Source organism: Streptosporangium sp. NPDC051022, assembly GCF_040683035.1.
Lineage (GTDB): Bacteria > Actinomycetota > Actinomycetes > Streptosporangiales > Streptosporangiaceae > Streptosporangium.
On the sequence record NZ_JBFBCF010000033.1, the window covers coordinates 65,383 to 77,787 of the forward strand.

Annotated in this window: 13 protein-coding genes; 3 read left to right on the plus strand and 10 right to left on the minus strand. The window is 70.5% G+C overall.

Annotated elements, in window-relative coordinates; translation table 11 throughout:
* Positions 1-39: 39 nt before the first annotated feature.
* The 6 genes from AB0N02_RS37840 to AB0N02_RS37865 all read right to left on the minus strand — a co-directional run bounded on the left by AB0N02_RS37840 (position 40) and on the right by AB0N02_RS37865 (position 4,571).
* On the minus strand, positions 40-423 hold the full coding sequence (locus AB0N02_RS37840) for a hypothetical protein (protein ID WP_363957032.1): 384 nt from the start codon (positions 421-423) through the stop codon (positions 40-42).
* Between the two features lie 115 nt (positions 424-538).
* Complete coding sequence (locus AB0N02_RS37845; protein ID WP_363957035.1) at positions 539-1,360, minus strand: HAD family hydrolase; 822 nt, start codon at positions 1,358-1,360, stop codon at positions 539-541.
* Positions 1,361-1,549: 189 nt separating this feature from the next.
* Positions 1,550-2,386 carry a 2OG-Fe(II) oxygenase gene (locus tag AB0N02_RS37850; RefSeq protein ID WP_363957038.1) on the minus strand — a complete coding sequence of 279 codons (837 nt, stop codon included), beginning with the start codon at positions 2,384-2,386 and terminating at the stop codon, positions 1,550-1,552.
* The gene (locus AB0N02_RS37855; RefSeq protein ID WP_363957041.1) at positions 2,383-3,003 is read right to left on the minus strand and encodes a methylated-DNA--[protein]-cysteine S-methyltransferase; all 621 of its coding nucleotides are present in this window, start codon (positions 3,001-3,003) and stop codon (positions 2,383-2,385) included. The genes AB0N02_RS37850 and AB0N02_RS37855 overlap by 4 nt, the downstream gene beginning before the upstream one ends.
* On the minus strand, positions 3,000-3,485 hold the full coding sequence (locus tag AB0N02_RS37860; protein ID WP_363957044.1) for an RNA polymerase sigma factor: 486 nt from the start codon (positions 3,483-3,485) through the stop codon (positions 3,000-3,002). The genes AB0N02_RS37855 and AB0N02_RS37860 overlap by 4 nt, the downstream gene beginning before the upstream one ends.
* A 300-nt stretch (positions 3,486-3,785) precedes the next feature.
* The gene (locus AB0N02_RS37865; RefSeq protein ID WP_363957046.1) at positions 3,786-4,571 is read right to left on the minus strand and encodes a maleylpyruvate isomerase family mycothiol-dependent enzyme; all 786 of its coding nucleotides are present in this window, start codon (positions 4,569-4,571) and stop codon (positions 3,786-3,788) included.
* A 255-nt stretch (positions 4,572-4,826) separates the two neighbouring features.
* Here AB0N02_RS37865 and AB0N02_RS37870 point away from each other — a divergent pair, with 255 nt between their 5' ends.
* The 3 genes from AB0N02_RS37870 to AB0N02_RS37880 all read left to right on the plus strand — a co-directional run bounded on the left by AB0N02_RS37870 (position 4,827) and on the right by AB0N02_RS37880 (position 8,517).
* Positions 4,827-5,861 carry a hypothetical protein gene (locus AB0N02_RS37870; protein WP_363957049.1) on the plus strand — a complete coding sequence of 345 codons (1,035 nt, stop codon included), beginning with the start codon at positions 4,827-4,829 and terminating at the stop codon, positions 5,859-5,861.
* A 138-nt stretch (positions 5,862-5,999) separates the two neighbouring features.
* The gene (locus AB0N02_RS37875; RefSeq protein WP_363957051.1) at positions 6,000-6,374 is read left to right on the plus strand and encodes a DUF2267 domain-containing protein; all 375 of its coding nucleotides are present in this window, start codon (positions 6,000-6,002) and stop codon (positions 6,372-6,374) included.
* A 223-nt stretch (positions 6,375-6,597) separates the two neighbouring features.
* Positions 6,598-8,517: a glycoside hydrolase family 15 protein gene (locus AB0N02_RS37880; protein WP_363957052.1), complete on the plus strand. Its 1,920-nt coding sequence runs from the start codon at positions 6,598-6,600 to the stop codon at positions 8,515-8,517.
* A 27-nt stretch (positions 8,518-8,544) separates the two neighbouring features.
* Here the strand turns inward: AB0N02_RS37880 and AB0N02_RS37885 are convergent, their stop codons facing one another.
* From AB0N02_RS37885 to AB0N02_RS37900, 4 genes are all read right to left on the minus strand, one after another.
* Positions 8,545-9,396, minus strand: coding sequence for a universal stress protein (locus AB0N02_RS37885; RefSeq protein WP_363957055.1), 852 nt, complete (start codon positions 9,394-9,396; stop codon positions 8,545-8,547).
* A 215-nt stretch (positions 9,397-9,611) separates the two neighbouring features.
* Complete coding sequence (gene lepB, locus AB0N02_RS37890) at positions 9,612-10,430, minus strand: signal peptidase I (protein ID WP_363957058.1); 819 nt, start codon at positions 10,428-10,430, stop codon at positions 9,612-9,614.
* 568 nt (positions 10,431-10,998) lie between these two features.
* On the minus strand, positions 10,999-11,211 hold the full coding sequence (locus AB0N02_RS37895; protein ID WP_363957061.1) for a hypothetical protein: 213 nt from the start codon (positions 11,209-11,211) through the stop codon (positions 10,999-11,001).
* Positions 11,212-11,582: 371 nt separating this feature from the next.
* Positions 11,583-12,386 (minus strand): phosphatase PAP2 family protein, encoded by an 804-nt coding sequence (locus AB0N02_RS37900; RefSeq protein WP_363957064.1) that lies wholly within the window; start codon positions 12,384-12,386, stop codon positions 11,583-11,585.
* Positions 12,387-12,405: the final 19 nt, after the last annotated feature.

A 12,405-nucleotide genomic window follows, 5' to 3' on the forward strand; every position in this document is an offset into this window, starting at 1 on the left:
ATCGCGTCGGCCGTGTGAGCGGCGGTGGACGAAGTGCGGTCAGCCCATGTTGATGGTGCCGGTGTTGTCTCCCGCGAAGTTGATCTGTTTGGCGTCGTCTCTCGCCTGGGCGAGGATGGTCACCACGGGCGCGCTTTTCGACGCCTCGGACAGCAACCGCTCCACCTCGGCCCGGAAGGCCGCGTCCTTCTCGGCGGCGTCGCGCACCTCCCCGGCGACGAGCGCTACGGCGGAGTGGTCGTCGTCGCCCGCGTCGAGCCGTTCGAGCGCTTCGGTGCCCGTGGGCGAGAGTCTCTCCCGGATCCTGGCGTACAGCCGCTGGACCGCTCCCCAGGAGTCGGCTCCGATCTGCTGCGCGAATCCCTCACCCGCTTTGGCCGCGAGAACGGCGGCCACCGTCAGGCCAATCGAAACGGGGTCCATATGTCACCTATCTGCCCTGAGTGGTGTGAAGGTAACGACGGCCATAACGCTACTCGATTTCAGGGCCGATCGAATCGGTGTTTCCGGTAATGGGCGACGGATTTCATCGGCTCTTCTACGTGAGGCCGCCGAGAAGGGCGGTCAGCTCCCGGAGAGTGCGTATGACGGGCATTTCTCCAGCATGGTGACCTGGAACGTGCACCGGACCGGGCGCCGGTTCGCCGGTGCCGATCCGCCCGGTTCCGCCGCCCGCCGTACCGGTGCTCGGGCGGCCGGGGACACCGGGGACGGGACGTCCGGCGCGGTTCAGCCAGATGCCGTACAGCCCCGCCGCGCTCGCCGCGGTCGCGTCGACGTCGAGCCGGTCCCCGACGTAGGCCACCTCCGACGGAGGAAGCCGGAGTGCCTCGCAGGCCGCGTGGAAGCTCCCCGCCTCGGGCTTGGCCACGCCGATGTCACCGGAGACGACCAGCACCGGCAGGGCCGTCTCCAGCCCGACACGGCGGAGCTTGTCGCGTTGCTGCCCGGACTCACCGTTGGTCAGGACCCCCAGCCGCAGCCCGGGATGTTCCTCGGCCAGCGCGCCGAGGCTCGCCGGGACATCGGGAAAGACCCGCCAGGCGGCCTCGTAGTGGCGCAGGTAGCCCGCGAACCAGGCGTCCGCCTCCGGCTCGGCCCAGGTGCCCAGGCCGAGCTCGGCGACGAGGGTCGTGATGCGCAGGCGCCGCTGTCCGGTGAAGGTGAGCTCACCCGCCAGGTAGCGGTCCATGGCGTGCCGTTCGAGCTCCGCCCAGCGGCGCCGCGCCGCCTCGTGGTCGACGCCGGAGGCCCCGGGAACCGTCTCCAGGGCCGTCGTGAACGCCGTGGCGGCGGCCGTGTCGTGGTCGACCAGCGTGCCGTCGAGGTCGAACAGGAGACCTCTGATCATCCGGGCCATACGCCTTCCTCTCCCGCCGACCCCGGCCGATTCCCCGGCCGCCGATCCCGCCGTCGCGGTACCGCCCGCGCGGGACATGCCGTCCGGCGGAAACCCTCTCATCGAGGAGAACTCCCGTCGAGGGGACTTTGGACGGCGGCGCCTCCTTCAAGCGGTGTCTCTCAGACGGCCTCTCTCTGGTGGCGTCTCTCAGGCGGCGTCGTGGAAGATCAGGCCCAGGGTGTGGCGGACGCCCGAGCGGACGGTGCTGACCCCGTGGCGGACCGGCGCGGCCGACCAGCCGCGCGCCGACCGCACCGGACGGTCCCTGGTGGTGAAGACCAGGGCCTGCCCCTGCCGGAGCAGGGTCGAGGTGCCCCGGGACTGTGCCCGGGGTCGCTGCTCGACCAGCAGGAACTCCCCGCCGGTGTGGTCGGTCCCGGGCTCGTCCAGGCCGATCACGACCTGGAGCGGGAACACCAGATCCCCGTACAGGTCGCGGTGCAGCGCGTTCCAGTCACCCTCCCGGTAACGCAGCAGGATCGGCGTCGGCTTGGTCTGACCCGCCGCGTGGCACATCTCCAGCCAGTCCTCCAGCTCGTCCGGCCACGGTGCCGTCCTGCCCAGCCTGGCCGCCCAGTCACGGGCGACGGGCACCAGGTGGCGGTAGAACGCCTGCCGCAGCCGTCCGACCGGCTCGGGGATCGGGTGGCCGAAGTAGCGGTACCGGCCGGAACCGAACCGGTGGCGGGCCATGTCGACGGTGGCCCGGAAGCGGTCCTCCTCCCCGTACAGGCCCGAGATGTCCGCGCACTCGGCGGGGGTGAGGATCCGCGGCGTCAGGGCGCAGCCGTACGTGTCGAGCTCCTCGGCCAGCGCCGCCCAGCCGATCCGGTCGACCCTGTCCACGGCGTCCAGCGTGTCCGGGGAGTCCAGCGCGCCCGGGGCCACGGTTCCGGGGGACTCCGCCCCCGGAACCCCCGGAGCTCCCGCGATCCCCGTGGTCCCCGTGGTTCCTGTGGCGCCCGCGGCGTCTGCGATGCTCATCTCGTCTCCAGTCCCAGCAGGATCCTCTTCGTCTCGACGCCGCCGACGTACTGGCCGACGGTGCCGTCGCTGCGCACCACGCGGTGGCAGGGCACCACGATCGGCAGCGGGTTGGTCGCGCACGCCGTACCGACGGCGCGCACCGCCCTCGGGCTGCCGGCCGCCTCCGCGACGGCCGCGTAACTGGCGGTCGTGCCGTAGCCGATCTCCCTCAGGTGCGACAGGACGGTACGGCGGAAGCCACGCGCGAGCCGGAGGTCCAGCGGCAGGTCGAACAGGCGGCGCCGGCCCGCGAAGTACTCGTCGAGTTCGCGCGCCACGCCGTCCAGGCGCGCCGGGGCGCGCAGCACCCTCGGGCTGACGCCGGCCGACAGCTGTTCGAGGACCTTGTCGTGGTCCTCCCCGGCGTAGGCCACGCGCACCAGGCCCTCGCCGGTCGCGGCCAGCAGCAGCGACCCGACCGGGGTGTCCACGGTGCGGTAGGCGACGTCCAGGATTCCGGCCCGGTCGGCGGCGGCGGCCAGGCGGGCGTGCAGCCGGGCCTGGGCCTCCTCGTCGATCCGAGGCAGGGCGGCGAACAGCTCGCCGTCGGCGGGCGGCCGGTTCGTGGTCGTCATCGGGAATCTCCTTTCCGGTAGGTCCTGCGCAGGGCGGCGATGCCGTCCGAGGCCGCTCTGCGGGCGGCCTCGGCGCTGCCGCCGACCACCTCGGCCACCTCCGCGTACGGCAGGCCCGCCAGGTAGTGGTAGGCGATGGTCTGGCGCTGCTTGAGCGGCAGGGCCTTGAGCTCGTCCAGCAGGTCGCGCTCCTCGGTGCCGGGCACCCCGTCGACGCCGGGCACCTCGGGTACCCGCTCGGTCGGGACCGGCTGCCGCGACTCGGCGCGCACCTGGTCGACGGCCTTGCGATGGGCGATCGTGACCAGCCACGCCTCGACGTTGCTGTCCGGCCGCAGGCCGGGATAGGCCCGCATGGCCGCGAGGAAGGTCTCCGACCAGGCGTCCTCTGCGGTGGCCGTGTTCCCCAGTACGGCACGGCACACGCGCAGCACCATCGGCCCGTATCTGGCCACGATCGCTTCGAAGGGTTGCTGTCTCACATCCGGTAAACGTGCCACGTCCACCGGATGTGAGGTCGTCGTTCTCGCGGCGGCGACTTCCGCCGTGTCGGCCGGGAGCCCCGGGGAGACCCAGGGAGACCCGGAGAGTCCCAGGGAGGCCTGGAGAGGCCTCCGAAAGCGCCGGGAAGCGCCGGGAAGCCCCCCAGGAAGCCCCGGACGGCCCTGAGACGCCTCGAAAACCCCCAGGAGCCTGGGAGGGGCCGGGAGGGGCCGGGGCGAGATCTGGGCCGGACTCGGGCAGGGCAGTCGAAGGAGCCGGGGCAGCCGAAGGCGCGGGGGTCAGCCGAAGGAGGTGTGCTCCAGCCAGGAGTCCAGCAGCGCGGACTCGCCCAGCACCTCGACCCGCTCGCTGCCCGGAGGCAGCCGCCGGTAGATGACGCGCAGCACGTCGCAGATCGGGCCGCGCAGCGCGACGGTGGCCTTCTCGTGACCGTGGCGCCAGGTGAAGCCGTCCTCACCGAGCTCGATGAGCCACTCTGCCGCCAAATCCGCGCCGGTGTCCGTCGCGTGCAGGTGGATGCTCCCGTCGAGGCCGCGCAGCTTGGCCAGGCCAGGCGAGCCCGAGTGCTGCCAGGCGCCGAACAGCTCCAGCAGCTCGTCGACGGTGTCCACCGCCACCTCGGGGGCGACGGTGTAGGCGGCCTCGACCGTGACGGCCACGTCGGCCCGGTGGACCACCAGCTCGTGCGTGGCGCGGCGGGCCCAGAAGGCGGTGTCCCTCGGGAGGTTCCACAGCCGCATCGGCGTCCCGGGATCCGTCCCGCGCAGCGCGCCGGAGCATCGCGCGGCTCCCTCGGCGAGCCAGGCGTCCAGCTCGGCCGGGTCGTCGCCGTCGGGTCCCGCCGCCTCGGGAACCTCGGCCGGGTCGTCGACGGCCGTTCCGGTCCGCACGGCGGTGTCTCCGGCGTACAGCAGGGTGCCGATGTGCCGGACGAGCCTGGCGAGTGTCCAGTCAGGGCAGGTCGGCACCGTCGCCGACAGGTCGGCGTCCTTCAGGAGGTCCCTGATCGAGGTGGTCTGAGTGATGATCTCGTCGCAGTAGCGGTCGTGTCCCAACAGCGTCATGTGCGCACACCGGTTTCCAGACGATGGTTTCCAGATGATGGTCGCGTTCAGGCGTTCTGGGGCCTTCTCTGCGTCGCGGCACCGGAATCGGCGTGTCCGCGAGAGCCGAAGGGCAGGATCAGATTACTCCGGCACGGATTCCATAACGGAGCACTCCTGGAAGTTCTATTTCCGTCATGTCGCATCCATAGACGATCGGGACGCTCGTGTTTTTTGATCGCTCGGGCAAACGCGAAGTGCTAAACATGGCCTTCTATGAGAATCTTCCGGCGCCGGAAGGGTGAGAGGCCCGCTCGCGGCACCCTGATCGTGGGACGCGCGTGGAAAGACGTCGCCCTGGACGCCGCCGTCGAGGCGGTGCAGGAGGGCTATCTCAGCGCGGGGACCGTCCTGCTCGGTGAGACTCATCGCGATCCCGAACTGCGCTCGCTGAGGCTCGACGCGCTCAGCCGCGCCGCGGTCGGCAGGAGCCAGGCGATCGCGCAACTGCTCGACGGCGACCACGACAGGGCGGACGTGCTGCTGTGGCTGGGCCGTACGGTCATCGACGAGGCGTGGGTCATCCGGGGCGGGAGCCTCGCGGAGAGCGTCGGCGAGGACCGGTTCAAGCTGTTCTTCGCCACCCTGTCCGGCGCGCACGACCCCCTCATGGAGGCGGCGAGGCTGCGGCCCGAGGATCCCGTGCCCTGGGAGTCCATGATCTGGCTGGCCATGGGCATGCAGTTCGACCGCCTGGAGGAGGACGCGATCTGGGACGAGGTCGTCTCCCGCTCCGCCACGCTGTTCTCGGCCCACTGGGCCAGGCTGCAGTCGCTGGCCGCGAAATGGGGCGGCTCCCACGAGGAGATGTTCGCCCACGCCCGCGAGGCCGTGGCGCTGGCGCCGCCGGGCCATCCGCTCACCGCGATGCTGGCCCTGGCGCACCTGGAGCACCTCCTCGCCGAGGAGCGCCGCCTCGTGGAGGAGAACAAGGTGGTGGCCTACGTGCGGTTCGGCCTGAAGTACTTCTCCGACCAGGTCGTCGGCGAGCTGAAGGACGCCGAGCGCCGCTGGACGGCCCACGCCCGGCCGCATCCTCGCGACGTCGAGGCCCACCACCTGTTCGGCGCGATCTTCGTACGCGAGCCCACCACGCACGACCTCGCGGCCAGGCACCTCAGGCAGGTGGGCAACCGCGTCGGGCGCGGCGCGCCGTGGGGGTACCTGGGCGACCCGGCCGAGGAGTTCGCCGCCGCCCTGGGAAGGCTCAGACTTCCCTTTCCCTCCGACGACGACCTCCTGATGCTCTGAGGTCCCGGATCCGGTGGCGGCGTGCGACGTCCCACCGGGCGTTCCACCGGGGATCGTCCCTGCTCACGGCCGGTTTCGCGGCGGACGTTCGTTTTCCGCACCGGCCGGGAAGGCTAGCGGAGGCGAGGGGGGATCGATGTGGAGCACAAGGAGTTCGTCCAGACGGTGGCGGAACGCGCCAACCTGTCCAAGGAGGCGGCGGCGGACCTCGTCCGGGTGACGCTGGAGACGCTGGGGGACAGGCTGAGCGAGGGGGAGGCGCGCCGGCTGGCGGCGCAGCTGCCCGGCTTCCTGCGGGAGTCGTTCCCCGTCAAGGACAGGAGCCACCAGTTCGGGCTCCACGACTTCGTGATGCGGGTCGGAAACCGCATCGGGCTGACCGCGATGGAGGCCACGGACGGCGTCAGGGCCGTCCTGACGACACTCCGGGAGGCGGTCCCCGGCGACGCCTTCGCCAACGCCATGTCACAGCTTCCCGCCGAGTTTCAGGAGATGGCCGAGCCCGCCCCCTGACGGATGGGCGGCCGGGCCTCGGGGAGGGGCCGTCCGCCCGGCCATACCCTTCCCTACCTGCGTTTTCGTGCTTAGAGTGAGATATGAGGTCGTCGCCGGTCGCACCGGGGCGAACCGTCGGGCCACCGAGGTCCTGTCCCCGCGATCGGCCGCGCGCCGATGGCCGTCCCCGACGCTCGGCGTGCCGCCCGAACGGGGTCCTTCGCGGAAAGAAGGTCATCGCATGACGGTGAATCCCTCGGTGGGCGTGTGCTGCGAGCGTTCTCCGTTCCCTCCCATCGGAGACTACGCCTTCCTGTCCGACTGCGAGGCCACCGCGCTGGTCGCGCCGAGCGGAAACGTCGAGTGGCTGTGCCTGCCCCGGATGGACTCGCCCAGCGTCTTCGCCGCGATCCTCGACCGGGACGCCGGAGGCTTCCGCCTCGGTCCCGCCGACCTCCGGGTGCCCGCCGCGCGCCGCTACCTGCCGGGCACGATGGTGCTGGAGACGAGCTGGGGCACCCCGACCGGCTGGATCATCGTGCGCGACCTGCTGCTCATCGGCCCGTGGCACCACGACGACGAGCTCTCCCACACGCACCGCAGGGCCCCCACCGACTACGACGCCAGCCACGTACTGCTGCGCACGGTGCGCTGCGTCAGCGGAGAGGTGCAGGTCACGCTGGACTGCGAGCCGGTGTTCGACTACGGCCGCAAACCGGTCCGGTGGTCCTACACCGACCGGGGCTACCACCAGGGCGTCGCCAGGAGCGCGGAGGAGAGCCTGGAACTCAGGCTCACCACCGACATGCGGCTGGGGTTCGAGGCGACCCGGGCGACGGCGCGCACCCTGCTGAGAGAGGGCGACACCCGTTTCTGCGCGCTGACCTGGACCCTCCACGAACCGCCGTACACCTTCGACGAGGCCTACCGCAGGCTCGTGTGGACCGCCCACCACTGGCAGCACTGGCTCGCCAGGGGAGACTTCCCCGACCATCCCTGGCGGAGCTTCCTGGAGCGCAGCGCGCTCACCCTGAAGGGGCTGAGCTTCGCCCCGAGCGGGGCGCTGATCGCCGCGGCGACCACCTCGCTGCCCGAGGTGCCGGGCGGGGAACGGAACTGGGACTACCGCTACAGCTGGATCCGGGACTCCACCTTCGCCCTCTGGGGCCTGTACACCCTCGGGTTCGACTGGGAGGCCGACGACTTCTTCTGGTTCATCGCCGACGTCGCGGAGCGGGACGACGAGCTACAGGTCATGTACGGGGTCGACGGGGAGCGCGACCTGAAGGAGTACATCCTCGACAACCTCGACGGATACGACGGGGCCAGTCCCGTGCGCGTCGGCAACGACGCCTACGGTCACCGGCAGAACGACGTCTGGGGAGCGGTCCTCGACTCCTTCTACATCCACACCCGGTCCCGGGACCGCCTGGACGAGCGGATCTGGCCCGTCCTGAAACGCCAGGTGGAGTCCGCCATCAGATACTGGCGCGAGCCGGACCGCGGCATCTGGGAGGTACGCGGCGAGCCCAGGCACTTCACCTCCTCGAAGGTCATGTGCTGGGTGGCCGTCGACCGGGGGGCGAAGCTCGCCCGGATCCGTCAGGACAGGGTCCTGGCCGCGCACTGGCAGGAGATCGCCGACGAGATCCACGCCGACGTGTGCGCCCACGGCGTCAGCGAGCGGGGAATCTTCAAACAGCACTACGACACCGACGCCCTCGACGCCTCGCTCCTGCTCATCCCGCTGGTCGGCTTCCTGCCGCCCGACGATCCCAGGATCCGCAACACCGTCCTCGCCATCGCCGACGATCTGACCGTCGACGACCTGGTCCTGCGCTACCTGCCGAAGGAGACCGACGACGGCCTGTCGGGGGAGGAGGGGACCTTCACGATCTGCTCGTTCTGGCTCGTCTCGGCGCTGACGGAGATCGGGGAGCAGACGCGTGCCCGCAGGCTCTGCGAGAAGGTCCTGTCCTTCGCCAGCCCTCTGGGCCTGTACGCCGAGGAGATCGACCCCGTCAGCGGACGCCACCTGGGCAACTTCCCGCAGGCCTTCACCCACCTGGCCCTCATCAACGCGGTCATCCACATCATCAAGGCCGAACGCGGCGGAACCGGCAAGAGGACGTGGCAGTCGCCCGCCGTGGAACCGCTGTGACGGACTCCGCGGGCCGGTCGCGCACGGTCACCGCAGGGGCGCGACCGGCGGATGCGACGGGGTCACCATGACCGTGCAGGGCGCCTCGCGCAGCAGCGCCTGGCAGACCGGCCCGAGGGGCAGCTCGACCGGGTCGGCCCGTTCCCGGTTGCCAATCACCACCACGTCCGCCTCGTCGGCCGCGCGCAACATCGCCGTGACGTGGGCGTCCACCTGGATCGAGGTCTCCACCGTCACCTCGGGATACTTCTCCTCCCACACCGCGACGGTCCGGTGGAAGCGGGCCGCGAACTCCCGGATGTCCTCCTCGGGGCCCTCCGGGCACAGGCAGATCGCCCGCAGCGTCGCCTGCCGCAGGCACGCCTCCTCGAACGCCGGCGCGAGCTCCGGCCGTTCGGAGACCACGCCGTCCACCGCCGCGACCACGAGGCCGGTGCGCGGCCGGAAGCGCTCCTTGACGACGGCCACCGGGCAGTACGCGTGCGCGGAGAGCTGGGCCGCGACCGAGCCGAGCCGTAGCTCCTCGAAACCGCCCGCACCGCGCGTGCCGACCACGACCACGTCGGCGGCGCTCGACTCGCTCTTCAGGACGCCCGACGGCGACCCCGTCACCAGCTCCGCCCGCACCTCGATGCGGGGGGCCAGGCCGTGCGCCATGCTCACCCCCCTGTCGAGCACGTGCTGGCCCATGCGCCGTACGGCCTCCAGGCTGTCGGGGAAGACCGGGGGCATGGGATAGGGCCACTGCCAGGCATGGCAGACGATCAGGGGAACGAAGCGCAGCCGGGCCTCCTCGACGGCCCACCTGAGAGCTTGTTCGCTTGGTTTCGACCCGTCATATCCGGCGACCACCGGCCGCTCGCCGCCGTGCTCTCGCATCGTGGCTCCCTCCCCCTGTGCCCCCACCTCCATCTTTGTCCGATTCGCCGGTCATGGCGAGCACCACGCCACCGGACCTTTCGGAGGCTTTGCGGCCCCGCCGTACGGCGAGGGCACCGGCACGTCCCACCGGAAGGGGGTCCGGCCGTGAGGGGGTCCGGCCGTGAGGGGGCGGTCGGTCACCCCCGGGTTCCGGGCGGGGAGGGGATTTTCGGCTACCGCTTTCTGCGCGACAGACGGTGTCGCAACCGGACCAGGGGCACCGCTCCGGCGAGCCCGAGCAGGATCGGGGCCTGGGCGCCGATGGCGGAGACGGTCCGCAGCGCGGGCTGCGAGAAGGTGTCGGGGATGGACAGGATGCTCGCGTGGGCGAACGGCCACACGATCACGAAGGCGCGGCCGATCACCTGGTCCGCGGGGATCGCGCCGCCACCGGGGTCTCCCTGGTGGGCGCGGGAGTCGGAGGACGCCCCGCGGTGGTCGCCCATCACCCACAGCCGCCCCGCCGGCACCGTGATCTCGAACGGGTCGTCCGACGGCTTGTTCCCGGGGAACAGGTAGCCCTTCTCGTCGAGCGGGACCCCGTTGACCGTGATGCGCCCCTGGGCGTCACAGCACTTCACCTTGTCGCCGGCCACGCCGATGACCCGCTTGATGTAGTCGCGCTCACCGGGGACGAGCCCGAAGAGCGTGCCCGTCCAGCGCAGGAAGGACGACACCGGGTTGGTCGGCTCCTCGAAGTCGACCTCGCCCTTCCAGGAGTCGACCCCGGCGAAGACCACGATGTCGCCGCGCTCGATGTCGCGGACGTGGTAGACGAGCTTGTTCACCAGGACCCGGTCGTTGATCTGGAGAGTGTTCTCCATCGACCCGGACGGGATGTAGAACGCCTGAACGATGAAAGTCTTGATCAGCAGCGCCAGCAGGAGGGCGACCACGATCATGATGGGGAGCTCCCGCCAGAAGGAGCCTTTCTTACCGCTCTTCTTGCCGCTTCTGGCCGGCTGCTCGACGTCTTCCGCGACCACGTGCACCCCGTCCCCGGCGGGGTGGCGTATTCCCTGCCCCGACCCTCACTGGTTTCTCGCTGCTGAGCCTAGATCATGCCTACTTCCGGCGCTTCGCGTCGAGGTGGGCAAGGTAACCGGAGACGTCAAGATACCCGACACACCGCGATGACCGACATGCCGGGGCGGGTGCCGTGACGGTCGAATGCCTGCGGCCGGGCGGCCGGGCGGTTGGAGACGTGGTCGTGACCGTGCTCTCCGTCCAGGTGATGGAACGTGGCGAACACTCGGAGAACATGCGCGGGCACCCGGAAGGGGAGCCTAGGCTCCGAACCATGAGAAACCGGATCGTCGCCATCGTCGTTCTCGCCGGGTTGATCGGGACGAGCGGGCTGGCCGTGGTCGCGTCCTGGGGACTGTCAGGCTGAGCCGTGGCCGTGGCCGTGGCCGTGGTCAGGGACGGGCTGTGGTCAGGGACGGGCCGTGGACGGAGGCGAGGCCGGGCGGGCCGCCGCCGGAAGGCTCGGCACACCCCTTCGGGAGCCCGGCCGTTCCGGCGGCCCGGTCGGCGCCCCACCGGGCGCCGGACGCCTTCTCAGGCGTTCACCATCGTCGTTTCGCCGGTCGGCAGCTGCTCGCCCTGCGGCTGGCGGTGCGCGACGGGCTCGGGAGCGGCCGACGCGGCGGGCGGGCAGGTGCAGTATCCGTTCGAGACGATCAGGCGGCCTCGCTGCGTGGTGTAGTCACGCGAATCCGTGGTGAGCAGAACACCCGTGCAGGTATTGCAGACAATGCGCTGGCGATCCATGGGACGGCTTCCTTCCTGAGGGTAGCCGTCGAACGCGCCTCGTCCGGCCGGCTGGCTGCTTGTCTCCCGACAAGGGGGCTTAATCCCCTAATCGGGACTCCATCCTACTTCGTAGCGTAAAGTAGCTTATTATGGACAGAATGTGACACTTGGGGCGCCTTCCTAAAGATCATCCCGCACGTCACCGGCCATGACGGCCATTGTCGCTTCATGGAGCGTGAGCTTTATCGGGGCTTGCTGGATGGAGACGGTGGCGACTCTGGTAACACATCTTTTTGGTGTCATCTTCCTTGATTTCTCCGGCACCTGAGGTGGAAAGGCAGTAAAGGGCGCTATGTCACTTGATTGACGGCACCGAGTGCTGATCTTTGTCAGAATCCGTCGCGGATGACGGCAATTCCCGGCCTCTCCGTCCTCGTCGCACCCGCACCCGCACTCGCACCCGCACCCGTGCCCGCCGTCCCGTCGCCGTCCCGTCCCCCGGCGTCCCCCGGCCGCTCCCGGCCGTCCGTCAGCACCGGCCGGAACAGCAGCGCGTTGGCGGCCACCGCGACGCACACGGCGCCGAGCAGCAGGCCCCAGCCCACGTCGCTCAGATGGTGCATGCCGCGGTACATCCGGGAGTAGGCGATTCCCAGTGGGACCGCCAGGCCGACCAGCCACCACAGGACGTTGAGGAACCTGTGGCGGTGGGTGTGGAGGGTCAGCACCAGGGCGAGGCCGCAGTAGAAGGCGACCGCGGCGCTGGTGTGCCCCGAGGGAAAGCTGGAGGTGGGAGGGGCGGGATCCAGATGCTGGACGGCAGGGCGCTTTCGCTGGGCGAAGACGGTCGCGAGCAGGAAGATCGCCGACTGGGAGAACACGGCCAGCACCAGGAAGGCCGACTCGTTCCACCGCCTGAACACCACCCGGAACAGGAGCAGGAGCACCGCGGTGGCGATGATGATCGTCGGCATGTCGGACAGGCCGGTCATCCTGTCGGTGATGGAGTTCAGGAAGGCGGTACGGCCGTGGGCCAGCCGCTCGTTGACTCCTTCGTCGTTCGCGACGAGGGTCGTCGTCTGCAGGACCTTGGTGATCAGCAGCCCGACGGCGATCGTCAGCGCGGCCATGACGGTCAGGGGGAGCAGGATCAGGCGCGCCGCGCCCTTGGGATCGAACGACGGTTTCGGCATGGCCTCCCGGCTACCCCGG